This is a genomic window from Streptomyces sp. SolWspMP-5a-2 (assembly GCF_900091845.1).
Classification (GTDB): domain Bacteria; phylum Actinomycetota; class Actinomycetes; order Streptomycetales; family Streptomycetaceae; genus Streptomyces; species Streptomyces doudnae.
The window spans coordinates 1-16,584 of record NZ_FMCI01000243.1; the positions used below are offsets into that span (position 1 = coordinate 1).

At 71.1% G+C, this 16,584-nt stretch carries 13 protein-coding genes; 3 read left to right on the forward strand and 10 right to left on the reverse strand.

Annotation, left to right across the window (positions count from 1 at the left end; translation table 11 throughout):
• Positions 1–269 precede the first annotated feature (269 nt).
• Both GA0115242_RS23765 and GA0115242_RS23770 read right to left on the reverse strand, forming a co-directional pair.
• On the reverse strand, positions 270–2,879 hold the full coding sequence (locus GA0115242_RS23765) for an ABC transporter permease/substrate binding protein (RefSeq protein ID WP_093831727.1): 2,610 nt from the start codon (positions 2,877–2,879) through the stop codon (positions 270–272).
• Entirely contained in the window at positions 2,872–3,954 is a 1,083-nt protein-coding gene (locus tag GA0115242_RS23770; RefSeq protein WP_093831729.1) for a quaternary amine ABC transporter ATP-binding protein, read from the reverse strand. Before GA0115242_RS23770 ends, GA0115242_RS23765 begins: the two co-directional genes overlap by 8 nt.
• 210 nt (positions 3,955–4,164) lie before the next feature.
• On the opposite strand from GA0115242_RS23770, the gene GA0115242_RS23775 reads away from it, so the two are divergent.
• The 3 genes from GA0115242_RS23775 to GA0115242_RS23785 all read left to right on the forward strand — a co-directional run bounded on the left by GA0115242_RS23775 (position 4,165) and on the right by GA0115242_RS23785 (position 7,174).
• Entirely contained in the window at positions 4,165–5,094 is a 930-nt protein-coding gene (locus GA0115242_RS23775; protein WP_237549268.1) for a 5'-3' exonuclease, read from the forward strand.
• Positions 5,095–5,280: 186 nt separating this feature from the next.
• Positions 5,281–6,126 carry a siderophore-interacting protein gene (locus GA0115242_RS23780; RefSeq protein ID WP_093831733.1) on the forward strand — a complete coding sequence of 282 codons (846 nt, stop codon included), beginning with the start codon at positions 5,281–5,283 and terminating at the stop codon, positions 6,124–6,126.
• A 97-nt stretch (positions 6,127–6,223) separates the two neighbouring features.
• Complete coding sequence (locus GA0115242_RS23785) at positions 6,224–7,174, forward strand: RluA family pseudouridine synthase (protein ID WP_093831735.1); 951 nt, start codon at positions 6,224–6,226, stop codon at positions 7,172–7,174.
• Here GA0115242_RS23785 and GA0115242_RS23790 read toward each other — a convergent pair.
• From GA0115242_RS23790 to tatA, 8 genes are all read right to left on the reverse strand, one after another.
• Positions 7,168–8,646: a cytochrome P450 gene (locus tag GA0115242_RS23790; protein WP_093831737.1), complete on the reverse strand. Its 1,479-nt coding sequence runs from the start codon at positions 8,644–8,646 to the stop codon at positions 7,168–7,170. The two genes, GA0115242_RS23785 and GA0115242_RS23790, sit on opposite strands and share 7 nt — an antisense overlap.
• A gap of 39 nt (positions 8,647–8,685) precedes the next feature.
• Positions 8,686–9,306, reverse strand: coding sequence for a GTP-binding protein (locus GA0115242_RS23795; RefSeq protein WP_093831739.1), 621 nt, complete (start codon positions 9,304–9,306; stop codon positions 8,686–8,688).
• On the reverse strand, positions 9,287–9,682 hold the full coding sequence (locus GA0115242_RS23800) for a DUF742 domain-containing protein (RefSeq protein ID WP_093831741.1): 396 nt from the start codon (positions 9,680–9,682) through the stop codon (positions 9,287–9,289). Before GA0115242_RS23800 ends, GA0115242_RS23795 begins: the two co-directional genes overlap by 20 nt.
• Positions 9,679–10,086: a roadblock/LC7 domain-containing protein gene (locus GA0115242_RS23805; RefSeq protein WP_093831743.1), complete on the reverse strand. Its 408-nt coding sequence runs from the start codon at positions 10,084–10,086 to the stop codon at positions 9,679–9,681. Before GA0115242_RS23805 ends, GA0115242_RS23800 begins: the two co-directional genes overlap by 4 nt.
• Positions 10,083–11,678 carry a sensor histidine kinase gene (locus GA0115242_RS23810; RefSeq protein WP_093831745.1) on the reverse strand — a complete coding sequence of 532 codons (1,596 nt, stop codon included), beginning with the start codon at positions 11,676–11,678 and terminating at the stop codon, positions 10,083–10,085. Before GA0115242_RS23810 ends, GA0115242_RS23805 begins: the two co-directional genes overlap by 4 nt.
• A 485-nt stretch (positions 11,679–12,163) precedes the next feature.
• Positions 12,164–15,016, reverse strand: coding sequence for a DEAD/DEAH box helicase (locus GA0115242_RS23815; RefSeq protein WP_093831747.1), 2,853 nt, complete (start codon positions 15,014–15,016; stop codon positions 12,164–12,166).
• Positions 15,017–15,142: 126 nt separating this feature from the next.
• Positions 15,143–16,096, reverse strand: a complete 954-nt coding sequence (gene tatC, locus GA0115242_RS23820; RefSeq protein ID WP_093831749.1) for a twin-arginine translocase subunit TatC — start codon at positions 16,094–16,096, stop codon at positions 15,143–15,145.
• 50 nt (positions 16,097–16,146) lie between these two features.
• A complete protein-coding gene (gene tatA / locus GA0115242_RS23825; protein ID WP_093831751.1) occupies positions 16,147–16,428 on the reverse strand; it encodes a Sec-independent protein translocase subunit TatA in 282 nt (93 codons plus the stop codon).
• Positions 16,429–16,584 lie beyond the last annotated feature (156 nt).

Below are 16,584 nucleotides of genomic sequence, written 5' to 3' on the forward strand. Positions count from 1 at the left end.
CGTCGTCCGTACCGGGACGGCGGCCCGGGGTGCCGCGGCGCGGAGCGGCACGGTCCCCCGCACGGACCGCGGGCGCCTGCCGGGACCGGCCGCCGGGGCCGTCAGGTCTGGGCAGGGGTGTAGCGCTGTGTGGTTGGCCGGATCCTTACCGTGCCCGCGGAGCCGACGGGACCGCGATCGGCCCGGAACGACCCGAGGGGCGGGCCCCGCCACACGCTGTCAGGACGCGTGGGGAGACCCGCCCCTCGGGCGGTGCCGTCGCCGGGCTGCTACTGCGGAGTCATCCGCGCGGCGACGTCCGGGTGCTCCTTGACCCAGGCGGCGACCGCTTCCTCCACCTTGCCCTGGCCCTTCTCGTTGATCTCGCTCTCCAGGCTGCCGAGTTCGTCCTCGCTCATCCGGAACTTCTTGATCCACCCGGTGAGCTGGGGGTACTGCTCGGGGAACTTCTCGTTGGAGATGGTGCGGATCGTGTTGCCCTCGCCGAACAGCTTCTTGTCGTCCTTGAGCTTGGTCAGCTCGTAGCGGCTGTAGGCCCAGTGCGGCGACCACAGCACGACCGCGACCGGCTCCTTCTTGGCGAGAGCCCGCTTCAGCTCGGCCAGCATCGCCGGGGTGGAGCCGTCGACGACCTTGTACTCCTTGTCCAGGCCGTAGCCGGGCAGGACCTTCGTCTTCAGCAGGTTCATCTCACCGGTGCCGGGCTCGATACCGATGATCTTCCCGTCGAAGGTCGACGCCTTGCCCTTGAGGTCCTCCAGGGACTTGACGCCCTTCACGTAGGACGGCACGGCCACTTCGAGGGACGTCGGCTCGTACCAGGTGCCGAGGTCCTTCAGCCGGTCCTTGCTCTTGTCCCAGTAGTTCTGCTGCGCGTACGGCAGCCAGGCGTCGAAGTTGAGGTCGAGGTCACCGGCGGCGAGACCCGTGTAGACCGGACCGACGTCCATCTGCTTCAGGTTCAGCTTGTAGCCGCGCTTCTCCAGCACGTTCTTCCACAGGTACGTGACGGCGACGTCCTCGTCCCACGGGAACCAGGCGACGGTCACGGCCCGCTTGGTCTCGGCGGCGGCCTTGGCGTTCTCCACCGGGGCCAGCTTGTCGACCAGACCGGGGTTGTCCTTCAGCCAGCTCCGCACGGCGTCCTGCTGCTTGCCCTTGCCGGCCTTGTTGATCTCGGCCTCCAGGCTGGTGAGCTGCTTCTCGTCCAGCTCGAAGTCCTTGAGCCACTTGCCGACGACCGGGTTCTCGTCCGCGAAGCCCTTGCGGGACAGCGTGTGCACGCCGTCGCCCGTGCCCCAGGCGCCCTTCGGGTCCTTGAGCTTCTTCAGATCGTAGTCGTTGTACGCCCAGTGCGGCGACCAGAGCGGAACCACGATGGGCTCCTTCTTGCTGATCGCGCGCTTCAGCTCGGCCAGCATCGCGGGCGTGGAGCTGTCGACGACCTTGTACTCCTTGTCGAGGCCGTACGCCTTCAGGATCTTGCTCTTGAGCAGACCCGTCTCACCCGCGCTGGACTCGATCCCGGTGATCTTGCCACCGAAGGTCGACGCCTTCCCCTTGAGGTCGGCCAGCGAGTTGATGTCCTTCATGTACGCCGGGACCGTCAGCTCCAGCGACGTCTGGTCGTACCAGGCGCCGAGGTCGTCGAGCTTGCTCCCGTACTTCTTCCAGTACTCCGCGTGCGTCGTCGGCAGCCAGGAGTCCGTCTCGAAGTCGACGCTGCCCTGCGCGAGGGCGGTGTACAGCGGACCGGCGTCGAACTGCTTGGCCTCCACCTGGTAGCCGCGCTGCTCCAGGATCTCCTTCCAGAGGAAGGTCGAGGCGACGCCCTCGTCCCAGGGTATGTAGCCGATCGAGATCTTCTTGCCCTGGCCGACGTCCTTGCCGTCGGCGACCTCGGTGGAACCGCCCGAGCCGCCGAACACGCCCATGCCGCCCGCGACCAGCGCCAGCACGACCACGCCGATCACGGCGATCTGCGGGCTCGGCCGGTACGACCAGATCTGCAGGCCCTTGGCGGCCCGCGCCCGCGCCGCGGCCCGGCGGCCCAGCGGGGAGACCTGGGTGCCCAGCGCGCTGGTCATGCGGTCCAGGTAGATCGCCAGGATGACGATGGCGACACCGGCCTCGGAGCCGAGACCGACGTCGAGCTGGCCGATGGCCTGGTTGACGTCGCCGCCGAGGCCGCCGGTGCCGACCATGCCCGCGATGGCGGCCATCGACAGGCCCAGCATGATGACCTGGTTGACACCGGCCATCACGGTCGGCAGCGCCAGCGGGAGCTGCACCCGCAGCAGGGTGTCGCGGGGCGAGGTGCCGAACGCTTCGGCGGCCTCGACCAGTTCCTTGTCGACCTGCCGGATGCCCAGCTCCGTCATGCGCACGCCGGGGGCGAGCGCGAAGATCAGGGTCGCGACGATGCCGGCCGAGGCGCCGGTGCCGAAGAACAGGATCGCCGGGATGAGGTAGATCATCGCGGGCAGCGTCTGCATGAAGTCGAGGACCGGCCTGACCAGTCCGGAGACCCGGTCGGAGCGGGCGGCCCAGATGCCCACCGGCACCGACACCACCAGCGCGATGATCGTCGCCACCAGGACGAGCGACAGGGTCACCATCGCGTCGTCCCAGAGTTCGAGGGAGTCGATGAAGGCGAATCCCACGAAGGTGAGGACACCGGCCAGCGTGCCGCGCAGCCAGAACGCGAGGACCGCGAAGATGCCCGCGAGCAGCAGCGGTTCGGGCGCCTGGAGGACGGCGTTGATGCCGTCGTAGGTGCCGGTGCAGATGGTCTTGAAGAACTCGAACAGCCAGTTCACATGGGCGAGCAGCCAGTCGACGGTGTCGTTGACCCAGTCGCCGAGCGGGATCCTAGGCACGGGCCACCACCTTGCCGCCGCCGTGCGGGGAGTCGCAGGCGGCGGGACCGGCCTGCTCGTCGCCTATGAAACCGACCAGACGCTGACGCGGGACCACGCCCACGACGTGGCGCTCCTTGTCGAGCACGGCGACCGGGTGGGTCAACCGGGCGCTGATCGCGCAGAGTTCGGTGAACGGGGTGTCCTTGGTCGCCGTCTCGCAGTCGCAGTCGGCCTCGTCGCCGTGGACGTCCGTCTCCATGACGGCGCCCGCGGTGAGCACCCGGGAGCGGTCGACGTCCTGGATGAAGGAGGCGACGTAGTCGTTGGCCGGGCGGATGAGGATGTCCTCGGCGCTGCCGGTCTGCACGATCTCGCCGTCCCGCATGACGGCGATGCGGTCACCGAGCCGCATGGCCTCGTTGAGGTCGTGGGTGATGAACACGATCGTCTTCTTGAGGCTCTGCTGGAGCTGGAGAAGCTGGTCCTGCATGTCCCTGCGGATCAGCGGGTCGAGCGCGCTGAACGACTCGTCCATGAGGAGCAGGTCGGCGTCGGTGGCCAGCGCCCTGGCCAGGCCCACGCGCTGCTGCATGCCGCCGGACAGCTCGTCGGGCCAGGAGTTCTCCCAGCCCTCGAGTCCGCACAGGGCCAGCGCCTCGCCGGCGCGACGCTCGCGCTCGGCGCGGGGCACGCCCTGCACGGCCAGGCCGTAGGCGGCGTTCTCCAGGACGCTGCGGTGCGGGAAGAGCGCGAAGTGCTGGAAGACCATGCTGATCTTCTTCGCGCGGACCTCGCGCAGCGCGCGGTCGTCGAGCCCGGTGAGGTCGTCCCCGTCGAAGCGGACCTGCCCGGACGTGGGCTCCAGCAGGCCGTTGAGCATGCGCAGGAGCGTGGACTTGCCGGACCCGGACAGCCCCATCACGACGAATATCTGGCCAGGTTCGACCGTGAAGGAGGCGTCGATGACGGCGGCGGTGGTGCCGTCGGCGCGCAGCTCCTCGCGGTCCGCTCCTTTCTGGAGCCTCTCTACTGCTTCGTCGGGACGTCTGCCGAACACCTTGTACAGGTGCTGGGCCTCAAGTCTGGAGGACACGCGAACCTCTCGTCTCGGCGGCAAGGAAGGGAGACGACAGCGCCGCGCACCACTGGTCAGTTGAATGAGCAACCGGCATCGCTCCGAGGCCGCGCCTGCCCGAACCGGTCCGGACCAAACACATGAGTGATTCAGGTCACACTCCACGGAGTGCGGCACGTCACCCGCTCCCCCGCGCGCGGGCGGTGACTGTCGGTGGCGTGCGGCATGATGCGAGACGTGACCGGACGACTGATGCTCCTCGACACCGCCTCGCTCTACTTCCGCGCCTACTTCGGCGTCCCGGAGTCCGTGAAGGCCCCGGACGGCACGCCGGTGAACGCCGTGCGCGGGCTCCTCGAATTCATCGACCGCCTGGTCCGCGACCACCGCCCGGACGAGCTGGTGGCCTGCATGGACGCCGACTGGCGCCCCCAGTGGCGGGTCGACCTCATCCCCACCTACAAGGCCCACCGGGTCGCCGAGGAGCAGCCGTCGGGGCCGGACACCGAGGAGGTCCCCGACACCCTCTCGCCGCAGGTCCCGATCATCGAGTCGGTCCTGGACGCGCTGGGCATCGCCCGGGTCGGCGTCCCCGACTACGAGGCGGACGACGTGATCGGCACCTTCACCGCGCTGGCGAAGGGCCCGGTCGACATCGTCACCGGCGACCGCGACCTCTACCAGCTGGTGGACGACGCCCGCGGGGTGCGGGTCCTCTACCCCCTCAAGGGCGTCGGCAGCCTCCAGCTCACCGACGAGTCCACCCTGCGCGAGAAGTACGGCGTGGACGGCAGCGGGTACGCCGCCCTGGCGACCCTGCGCGGCGACCCCAGCGACGGCCTGCCGGGCGTCCCCGGCATCGGCGAGAAGACGGCCGCGAAGCTGCTCGCCGAGTTCGGGGACCTGCCCGGGATCATCGCCGCCGTCGACGACCCGAAGGCGAGGCTGACGCCGTCGCAGCGCACGCGGCTCGACGCGTCCCGCCCCTACCTCGCGGTGGCGCCGAAGGTCGTCAAGGTCGCCGACGACGTCCCCCTCCCGGACGTCGACCCGACCCTCCCGCACACCCCGCGCGACCCGGCCGCGGTGGCGGAGCTGGGCACCCGCTGGGGCCTCGGCGGCTCCCTGCACCGCCTGGTCACCACGCTCGGCGCGTAGCCCCCGGACCCTCCCCACCCGCACCACGCGCCCTCCGGCATCCCAGCCGGAGAACGGTGTTCTCGTCGAGGGAAAACGGACTTATCGCGCCGGGCAAGATTCATCTCCCCCGCCGTGGGGGACTCGGCCGGAGCGCGGGGAGATGCTAACTTAGGTATACCTAAGCAAGGGAACAGGGAGGCCGTCATGGCAGAACGCCCGGCACGCAAGCCGCGCACACCCCACTCCGCGCAGGTTGTCCGCACCGAACGTCTGACACCGCACATGCAGCGCGTGGTACTGGGCGGCGAGGGTCTGGGCGGGTTCGCAGCAGACACCTGCACGGACCACTACGTGAAACTCCTGTTCCCCGCCGGGGGCGCCGTCTACCCCGAACCGTTCGACATGGAGCGCATCCGCGCCGAGTTCCCGCGCGAGCAGTGGCCGGTCACCCGGACGTACACCGTGCGGGAGTGGAACGCCGAGCTGCGCGAGGTGACCCTCGACTTCGTGATCCACGGCGACGAGGGCCTCGCCGGGCCCTGGGCCAAGCGCGTCCAGCCGGGTGAAACGGTCCTCTTCATGGGCCCCGGCGGCGCCTACGCGCCCGCGCCCGACGCCGACTGGCATTTGCTCGTCGGCGACGAGAGCGCGCTGCCCGCGATCGCCCGCTCCCTGGAGGCGCTGCCCGAAGGCGCCCGCGCCCACGCCTTCATCGAGGTCTCCGGACCCGACGAGGAGCAGAAGATCGACTCCGACGTCGACGTCACCTGGCTGCACCGCGGCGACCGCCCGGTCGGCGAGCGGCTCCTGGAGGCCGTACGGGCACTGGAGTTCCCCGCGGGCCGGGTGCACGCGTTCGTCCACGGCGAGGCCCACTTCGTCAAGGAACTGCGTCAGCTCCTGCGCGTCGAGCACGCGCTGCCGCGCGAGGCCCTGTCCATCTCCGGCTACTGGCGGCTCGGCCACAACGAGGACGGCTGGCAGGCGTCCAAGCGGGAGTGGAACGCGCGCATCGAAGTGGAGCAGGAGGGCGCGGCCCCCGCCGCGTGACCCCGCGGGCGGCGCCACCTCCGGCCGCCCCTCACCACCCCGCACGCCCCTCCCCGCGCACCCCCTCCCCGGCCTCCCACCTCGTACGCTGGCCGCCATGACCCGCAGTCGCCGCGTACCGCCCGCTCCCCTGCCCCAGCGCGAGGGGGTCGATCCGGTGCGGGTGCGGCTGCCGGGCGAGGGCACCTGGGAGACCGTGCGGGAGCACCTCACCCAGCGCCTCTCGGCGGACCCCGCCGTCATCACGGGGATGTTCGACGACGGCCGGATCGTCGGGGCGGACGGACGGCCCGTCCCCGCCGACGCCCCCTACGTGCCGGGCATGTACGTGTGGTTCCACCGCGACCTGCCCCCCGAGGTGCCCGTCCCGTTCCCCCTGCCGATCGTGTACCGCGACGACCACATCGTCGTCGCCGACAAGCCGCACTTCCTGGCCACCGTCCCGCGCGGCAGCCATGTCACGCAGACCGCGCTGGCCCTGCTCCGCCACGGCCTCGGCCTGCCGTCGCTGGGCGCCGCGCACCGCCTCGACCGGCTCACCGCCGGCCTCGTCCTGTTCACGGTGCGCCCCGGCGAACGCGGTGCCTACCAGTCGCTGTTCGCCGACCGGCGGGTGCGCAAGGAGTACGAGGCGGTGGCACCGTACGATCCCGGGCTCGCGCTGCCCAGGACCGTGCGCAGCCGGATCGTGAAGGAGCGCGGAGTGCTGGCCGCCTACGAGACGGACGGCGAGCCGAACGCGGTGACCCGGGTCGAACTCGCCGAGCGGCGACCGGCGTTCGGGCTCGGGCGCTACCGGCTGACGCCGACCACCGGCCAGACGCATCAACTGCGCGTCCACATGAACGCCCTCGGGGTGCCCCTGCTCGGCGACCCCCTGTACCCGGTCGTCACCGGCCCCGTACCGCCGGACGACTTCCGGCGCCCGCTCCAACTGCTCGCGCGGGCCCTGGAGTTCACCGACCCGATCACCGGGATCGAGCACCGCTTCACCAGCGTCCGCGCGCTCGGCGCCTGGTCGTCGTACCCGCAGTGGGCCGGTCAGTAGCCGCGCCACCAGCGCACGAGCCGCTGCCAGGCGCCGGGGCGGGGCTCCGGTCCGGGTGCGGGGACCGGCGGCGGGGTGACGGGCTGCGGGGGTTCGGCGGGCGGCTGCGGCCGGGCGGCGGCCGGCATGCCGACCTGCCAGGTGGCGCGCGGCGCGGGCAGCGGGTTCTGGCTCGGCCTGGCCCGCACGTCCTGCTCGGGCTTCGGCGCGAAGAACACCGGCAGCTCCACCAGGTGCCGGGAGGCGATGGACTGCGTCCAGCGCAAGTCCTCCTCCGGGACGGCGAGTTGCACGTCGGGCAGCCGCATCAGGAGCGCGTCGACGCCGGTGTCGGCGATGCCGCGGGCGATGTCCTGCCCGGGGCACTCGTGCAGGCCGCCGCCGAAGGCCAGGTGGGAGCGGTTGCCCTGCATGTTGGCGTCGAGGTCGGGCCTCACCCGCGGGTCGACGTTGCCGGGGGCGATGCCGAGGAGCAGCCCGTCGCCCTTGCGGATGCGCTGGCCGCCCAACTCGGTGTCGTGCTTGGCGAAGTAGGCGAAGATCGTGCTGAACGGCGGTTCGTCCCACAGGGACTGCTCGACCGCCTCGGGCACCGTCATCTGTCCGCCGCTGAGCTGCGCGCGGAAGCCCGGCTCGGTGAGGACCACCCGCAGGACGTTGGCGATCAGGTTGACGGTGGCCTCGTAGGCGGCCATCAGCACCAGCCACAGGTGCTTGGTGACCTCGTCGTCGGTGAGCCCGGCCGGGTCCGTGACGAGGTGGCTGGCGAAGTCCTCCTCCGGGTGCTCGCGGCGCCGGGCGGTGAGCCGTTGCAGGGCGCCGAGGACGTAGCCGTGGCTGGCGATCGCGGTCTCGGTGCCCTTGAGCATGTCGCGGGCGGCCTCCACGATCCGGTCGTTGTACTCCTCCGGCATGCCGAGGATCTCGCACATCACGGCCATCGGGAGGTGCTCGGCGAACTCGCCGACCAGGTCGGCGGTGCCGCGCCGACAGAACGCGTTGACCAGCCGCTGGGTGGCGCGGTTGATGTAGCGGCGGATCCCGCGGTGGTCGATGGTCGACATGGCGTTGGTGACCGCGCCGCGCAGCCGCAGGTGCTCGTCCCCCTCGGCGTGCGAGCAGATGGGCTCCCACGCGATGTGCGGCATCAGCGGGTGGTCGGGTTTGACCATGCCGTCCAGGAGCGGGCCCCAGATGCGGCTGTCGCGGGTGAACTGCGAGGGCGAGCGCACCATGTGGAGGTTCTCGGCGTGGCCGAGGACCACCCAGGCCGGCACGTCGTCGTGGAGCAGCGCGGGCGCCACCGGGCCGTGCTCCTCGCGCAGCCGCTCGTAGAGGGCGTCCAGGTCCCGCGCCTCGGGACCGTAGAGCCGGTGGAGTCCGCCGGGGCCGCGGCCGTGCGCGGGGCAGCCGGGCGGCGGGTCGAGCACGAGGTCGTCCGCCTCGCTCGGGGAGGTGTGTTCAGACGTCACGGTTGGTCACTCCGGGGAAGAGCCGGTGGGGGCCGGGGGTCAGGTGAGGGCGCCGGTGAGGGCGAGCGAGTGCAGGAACCGCGTCAGGGTCAGCAGGACGTCCCGGCTGGAGGCGCGGCGGCGCGCGTCGCACTCGACGATGGGGATCTCGTCGGCCAGGTCGAGCGCCACGCGCAGGTCTTCGAGGGGGTAACGGGGCGCGTCGGGGAAGGAGTTGACGGCGACCACGAAGGGCACCCCGCGCTCCTCCAGGCGCCCCATGACGTCGAAGCTCACCTCCAGGCGCCGGGTGTCGACGAGCACGACCGCGCCGAGGGCACCCTCGAACAGGCCGTTCCACAGGAACCAGAAGCGCTCCTGACCCGGGGTGCCGAACAGGTAGAGGACGAGCTGCTCGGTGATGCTGATCCGGCCGAAGTCCATGGCCACGGTGGTGGCGGTCTTGGTCTCGGAGCCGTAGTCGTCGTCGACGCCGAGACCCGCCTGCGTCATGGTCTCCTCGGTGGTCAGCGGCCTGATCTCGCTGACCGCGCCGACCATGGTGGTCTTGCCGACGCCGAACCCGCCGACGATGACGATCTTCGCGGCGGCCTCGGCCGACTGCGGCAGCCGGTCCGTGGTGCGCGGTCCGTGCAGGGTGTCAGAGCCGTTGGAGTCCATGCATCACCGCTTCGAGGAGGTTCCGGTCGGGGAGCGCCTGGCGGACGATCGGAGCGCGCGCCTGCACCAGTTCGGCCACCAGCAGCTCGGTCAGCAGGACGGTCACCGAGCTGTACGGCAGGCTGAGGTAGGCCGACAGCTCCGCCACCGAGAGGGGCGCCGCGCAGAGCCGCATCACCGTCGTCTGCTCGGGGGTGGCGGACGGCGAGGGGCGGCCGTTGGCCACGATCAGGGTGACCAGGTCGAGGTCGGCGCGGTCTCCGGCCGGTCCCGCCACCACGTACAGCCGTTCCGGGATCTTCCCGTCGCCCTCCTCCGCGGACGGGGACGGCGGCTGGGGTGCGGGGTGTCGCCGCTGGCGCCGCGGAGCAGTCATACGGTCTGCCCGTTGCGCCTGGGCGGGCTGGTCAGATGGGCGCCGATCCGGATGACGAGGTCCCGCATGCGGTTGCTCATCAGACCGGGTTCGGCGACGACGTCGGAGAGGACGGCGAGGTAGGCGTTGGCGCCCGCGGCCATCAGATAGAAGTAGCCGCCGTTGATCTCGATGATGACCATCTTCATCCGGCCGTCGCTGTCCGGGATCTCCTGGGCGACGGCGCCCGCCAGGCTCTGCAGGCCCGCGCAGGCGGCGGCGACCCGGTCGGCGGCGTCGGGGTCGCCGCCGTAGCGGGCGATGCGCAGCCCGTCGGCGGAGAGCACCACGATCATCTCGATGCCCGGTACGCCGTCGGCGAGATCCTTGAGCATCCAGTCGAAGTTGGCACGCTGCTGGATCACTTGAGGTCCCTCTCGTCGTCGGCCTCGGCACGGGCCTGCTCGGTCTTCGGCTGGCTGGTCACGGTGGGGTCCGGGTCGTCCTTGAGGCCGTTCATGAACGCCTCGACCCACAGGCCGGGTTCGGGCTCCGCCGGGTCGGGCGCGGCGGGCGGCGGCGCCCCCCAGGCGGACCGGGAGTGCGCCTCGAGCACCTCGCGCTCGGCGTGGTCCATCGCGGCCTGTTCGGCGAGCCGCCGGCTGAGCGGCGTCTTCATCCGGCTGCGGCGCTGCGGCAGCCCGCCCGCGGTCCACTCGGTGACCTCGGGCACCTCGTCCACCATGGAGACACCGGCCGGGATCCGCGGGCTGGTGGGGCGCCGCTTCTTCGGCGGGCGCTTCGGGCCTTCGAGCGCGCCGAGTTCGGCCTTGGGCAGCGCGGTGGCGCCGACCCCGTGGGCGACGCCGGGCGCGGGGCCGTCGGTCATCATGGCGCGCGGCACGATCAGCACGGCGCGGACCCCGCCGTACGCGGAGGTGCGCAGCGAGATCTGCATGTCGTACGTCTTGCACAACCGGCCCACGACGGCGAGGCCGAGGCGCGGCGACTCGCCGAGGTCCTGGAGGTCACCGCCGGTCATGGCGCGCTCCAGCATGCCCTCGGCGCGGGCGCGGGCCTCGTCGCTGAGGCTGACGCCCGCGTCCTCGATCTCGATGGCGACGCCGGTCTGCACCTCGGTGGCGGTGACGTGCACCTTGGTCTGCGGGGGCGAGTAGCGGGTGGCGTTGTCGAGGAGTTCGGCGCAGGCGTGGATGACGGGCTCGACGGAGACGCCGTTGATGTTCACCTTGGCGATGACGTCCAGCGAGATGCGCCGGTACTCCAGGATGCGGGACATCGCGCCGCGCAGCACGCTGTACAGCGGGACGGGCTGCGGCCACTGGCGGCCGGGGCGCCCGCCGCCGAGGACGGAGATGGAGTCGGCGAGACGGCCGATCAGGGCGGTGCCGTGGTCCAGGCGCAGCAGGTCGTCGAAGACCTCGGGGTTGCGCCCGTGGTCCTCCTCCATCTCCCGCAGTTCCTTGGCCTGTTGGTGGACGATCGCCTGGACGCGGCGGGCGATGTCGACGAAGGAGCGCTGCGAGGAGTCGCGCAGGGCCTCCTCCTTGTCGATGGTGCCGAGGACGGTCTTCAGCAGGCGCACCTGGGCCGCGGGGAGGTCGCGGTAGGACGGGTCGGTCTCGCCGATGCGGCGGATCACCTCTCCGGGGGATTCCCCGCTGTGCAGCCGGTCGAGGGCGGCGGGGGTGATCTCGTGGGCGAAGCGGAGCATCTCGTGCTCGTGGGAGGCGATGCGCTGTTCCAGTAGCGCGGTGTGACGGTCGCTCTCCGCGCGCCGGGCGCGCTGGGCCCGGCCGCGGCGGGCCGCTTCGGCGACCGTGGCGGTCACCAGCAGGGTGGCGACGGCACCGCACCAGCCGACGGCCGCCCTGGCCGGTTCCGTCACCGCGGCGACGGCGCCTCCGGTCACCGCGGCCATCAGTATGGCGGGCAGCAACAGCACCCGCGCGTAAGGGAGTTCGCGGTGCCCGGGAGGGGTTTGAACACTCACCATGTAGGCCTTCTGCAAGGAATCGGCGGGGGTCGGGGGTGCAGGGGGGAACGGACATGCCGAGGTGGAATGTCAGGTTTTCCGGATAGTTCGGGAAGTCCGGGAACAAGCGCACGATTCCACCTCAACTCGGTGCGCTGCGGGCGAGCTTAGTCCGACCGGATCATCGCCGTGTCATATTCAGCAAGCGCCTGAAACCGGGCACACGGGGGCGGTACCCTCGGTCATTTGCACGCTGAGGATTCACTCGCACACCGTGCGTCACAGGGTACGGGCGTACAAAAACCACTCACCGTGACGAGTGAACATCGGCACGCCCCGGTCCCGGACGGCCGCCCGGGACCACCCGGAGGGCGGTTGCCCATCCGACCCCGCGCCTCCGCGCCACCGCGCCCCGCGGGAAACGCCCCGCGCACGGGACGGGCCCGGCGGGGCGCCTCAAGGGCGCCCCGCCGGGCCCGTTCACGAGTCGACTCCCCGCACCCGCGTCACTGCACCGACGAGTACGCGACAACCCCCCGCAGCACCTGGTCGACCGCCTTCCGCGCGGCCTTCCCGACCGTGGAGCCCTCCCGCGGAGCGGCCGCCGCGATCTGACCCAGCACGTCGATCACCTGCTTGCACCACCGCACGAAGTCCCCCGCGGGCATCTCCGCCTCGCGCAGCACCTCGTCGAGCCCCTTCCCCGAGGCCCACATGTACGCGGCCCAGGCGAACCCGAGGTCCGGCTCGCGCTGCCCGACCCCCTCGGTCTGGGAGATCCTGAAGTCCTCCTCCAGGGCGTCGAGCCGCCCCCAGATCCGCACCATCTCCCCCAGCGCGGCCTTGGCCCTGCCCGCGGGCAGCTTCGGCGCCATCGCGTCGTCGCTGACCCGCGCCTCGAACACCAACGCCGAGACGCACGCCGCGAGTTCGGCCGGGCCGAGCCCCTCCCAGACGCCCTCGCGCAGGCATTCGCTGGCGAGCAGGTCGAGTTCGCCGTAGAGCCGCGCGAGCCGCTTGCCGTGCTCGGTGACCTCGTCGCCCCGCAGGTAGTCCAGTTCGGTCAGCAGCGCCACGATCCGGTCGAAGGTCCGCGCGATGGTGTTGGTGCGGCCCTCGATGCGCCGCTCCAGCTGCGAGGTGTCCCGCAGCAGCCGGTGGTAGCGCTCGGCCCAACGCGCGTGGTCCTCACGGTCGTTGCACCCGTGGCAGGGATGCGCCCTGATCGCCGTGCGCAACCGGGCGATCTCCCGGTCGTCGGCGGCCTGCGACCGCTGCTTGCGGGCCCGCTCCGGCGGGATGTGCCCGGCCTTGGTGCGCAGCGCCGATGCGAGGTCGCGACGGGACTGCGGGGAGCGCGGGTTGAAGGACTTCGGGATCCGCATCCGGTCCAGCGCCTCCACGGGCACCGGGAAGTCCATCGTCGCCAGCCGCTTGACCTGCCGTTCGGCGGTGAGCACCAGCGGGCGCGGCCCGTCGTGCTGCTCGAAGCCGCGGTGGCCGTTGGAACGACCGGCGGACAGCCCCGGGTCGAGGACCAGGGCGAGGCCCGCGTACTTGCCGGTCGGGACATGGATGACGTCGCCCGGCTTGAGCTTCTCCAGCGCGACCGCTGCCTCGGCCCGCCGCTGGTTGGCGCCCTGCCTGGCCAGCTCCGTCTCCCGGTCCTTCAGCTCCCTGCGCAGCCGCGCGTACTCCTCGAAGTCCCCGAGGTGGCAGGTCATGGAGTCCTTGTAGCCGTCCAGACCCTCCTCGTTGCGCTGCACCTGCCGCGAGATCCCGACCACCGACCGGTCGGCCTGGAACTGCGCGAACGACGTCTCCAGCAGCTCCCGCGACCGGTGCCGCCCGAACCCCTCGACCAGGTTGACCGCCATGTTGTACGACGGCTTGAAGCTGGAGCGCAGCGGATAGGTGCGGGTGCCGGCCAGGCCCGCGAGGTGCTCGGGGCTCAGCCCGCGCTGCCACAGCACGACCGCGTGCCCCTCGACGTCGATGCCCCGGCGCCCGGCCCGGCCGGTCAACTGGGTGTACTCGCCCGGGGTGATGTCGGCGTGCTGCTCGCCGTTCCACTTGACGAGCTTCTCCAGGACCACCGAACGGGCGGGCATGTTGATGCCGAGGGCGAGGGTCTCGGTCGCGAACACGGCCTTGACCAGGCCGCGCAGGAACAGCTCCTCGACGACCTCCTTGAACGTCGGCAGCATCCCCGCGTGGTGGGCGGCGATGCCGCGCTCCAGCCCTTCGAGCCACTCGTAGTAGCCCAGGACGTGCAGGTCCTCGGTGGGGATGGAGGCCGTGCGCTCCTCGACGAGCGCCCGCACCCGCTCCCGCGCGTCGTCGTCGTTGAGCCGCAGCCCCGCGAACAGGCACTGCTGGACGGCGGCCTCGCAGGCGGCGCGGCTGAAGATGAAGGTGATGGCGGGCAGCAGCCCCTCCGCGTCGAGGCGCTCGATGACCTCGGGGCGCCCCGGTGTCCAGACCCGGGAGCGCTGCCTGCGCTCCCGCTCCCGGTCCGCCTCGCGCATCGCCTTGCCGCGTCTGCGGTCCTGGAAGGAGGTGCGGCCCGCCTCCATCCGGGCCAGCCGGGTGAGGTCCGGGTTGACGGCCTTCTTGTGGCCCTCGCCCTCCTCGAACAGGTCGTACATCCGCCGACCGGCGAGCACGTGCTGGAAGAGCGGCACGGGCCGGTGCTCGGAGACGATCACCTCGGTGTCGCCGCGGACGGTGTCCAGCCAGTCGCCGAACTCCTCCGCGTTGGAGACCGTCGCCGACAGGGAGACCAGGGTCACCGACTCCGGCAGATGGATGATGACCTCCTCCCAGACGGCCCCGCGGAAGCGGTCGGAGAGGTAGTGCACCTCGTCCATCACCACATGGCCGAGGCCCAGGAGCGTCTGCGAACCCGCGTACAGCATGTTCCGCAGCACCTCGGTGGTCATCACGACCACCGGGGCGTCGGAGTTGACGCTGTTGTCGCCGGTCAGCAGACCCACCTTGTCGGCGCCGTAGCGACGGCACAGGTCCGCGTACTTCTGGTTCGACAGGGCCTTGATGGGCGTCGTGTAGAAGCACTTCTTGCCCTGGCCCAGAGCGAGGTGGACGGCGAACTCGCCCACGATCGTCTTGCCCGAACCGGTGGGTGCCGCGACCAGCACACCCTTGCCCGCCTCCAGGGCCCGGCAGGCCTCGATCTGGAAGGGATCGAGGTCGAAGTCGTACATCTCGCGGAAGGCGGCGAGCGCGGTGGCCTGCTCGACAGCGCGCCTGCGGGACGCCGCGTAACGCTCGGCCGGTGAGAGATCCTCTGTCATCGTGCTTTCGAGCGTACCGGGCCGCACTGACAACAGGACGATCATTATCGGGATCCGATTCCGCCGGAGCCACCATCCGCGCAGCTCACGGCAGCACGGCGACGGCCCGCCGATCGCGTGGGCGACGGGCGGGCCGTGGCGGGTGGAGCAGGCGGCGCGGGGCGCCCGGCGTCAGGTGACGTCGTCGAAGCCGTTGACCCGGTCGGGACCGGTCGACTGCTCGGGCAGGGCACGGGCGGCGGGGATCCGCTCGATCTCGCCGATGTCCTCCGGCGTGAGATCCAGCTCGGACGCCTCGTCGTCGCCGGGGCCGGCCGCGGCGCGACGGCTCTTGCGGCGGTCGTTCAGCAGCGAGAAGCCGGCGGCGCCGAAGTACAGCACGCAGATCGGACCGGCCAGGGCCAGCATCGACAGCGGGTCCGTGCTCGGCGTGGCCACGGCCGCGAAGACGGTGATCCCCATGACCATGCCGCGCCACCAGCCGATCATGCGCTTGCCGGTGAGGATGCCGGTGAGGTTCAGCATGACCAGCAGCAGGGGCAGCTCGAAGGAGAGCCCGAAGACGACCACCATGCGGGTCACGAGCTGGAGCAGATCGTCCAGCGGCAGCAGGTTGTCGACGTCCTGCGGCGTGAAGTCGATGAGCACCTTCGCGGTCTTCGGCAGCACCTTGTACGCGAAGAAGGCGCCCGCGAAGAACAGCGGCACACCGGTCGCGACGAACCCGTACGCGTACTTCTTCTCGTGGCGGTGCAGACCCGGCGCGACGAACGCCCACAGCTGGTAGAGCCAGACCGGCGAGGCGATGACGACACCGGCCATCAGCGACACCTGGAGGGCCAGGGTGAAGGGCGCCAGCAGACCGTTGATGGTGATGCGCGCGCACTGCTCGCCCGATTCGGACGGTGTCACCAGCTCCTGGAACGACTTGCCGCATCCCACGGAGTCGAGGATGGGCTTCGTCAGGATGTTGATGATGTCGTTGTAGAAGAAGGCGGCCACGATCGTGACGACGATGACGGCGAGCATCGCCTTCGCGAGCCGGTTGCGGAGCTCACGAAGGTGGTCCGCCAGGGGCATCCGCCCCTCTGGGTCCTTCTCCACTGTGCGGGCAGACTTGGGCAACCCACGTCCTCATCTCGTGCGGCGGGCCGGGAACGTCCGGCCCTCGTCAGTCAGCGCTTGGTCGTGTCCGTGGGCTCGTTCACCGGGCGGGAGCTGGTGACGTCGCCCGGAGCGGCCTGGATGGTGCGCTGCGCGTCGCCGGTGGCGGGCGGGTCGGCCGGGGCGGTCGCGTTGCCGCTGCCCTCGTCCTTCATCGCCTTGGCCTCGCTCTTGAGGATGCGCGCGGACTTGCCGAGCGAGCGGGCCATGTCCGGAAGCTTCTTCGCGCCGAACAGCAGGACGATGACGACGAGGATGAGAATGATCTCGGGAGCGCCGAGCCTTCCGAACATAAGTCTTTACCTTCTCACCGAGGCGGCTGGGTGGGGTGCCGTCCGACCGGTCGGACGCCTGTCCGAGCGATCGCGTTGACAGCGATCGTAACGCTCAGGGGTGAACGTGAGGCAATCCCCGTGCGTACTCCCGGTCCGCGACCCGGGCCTCGTTCG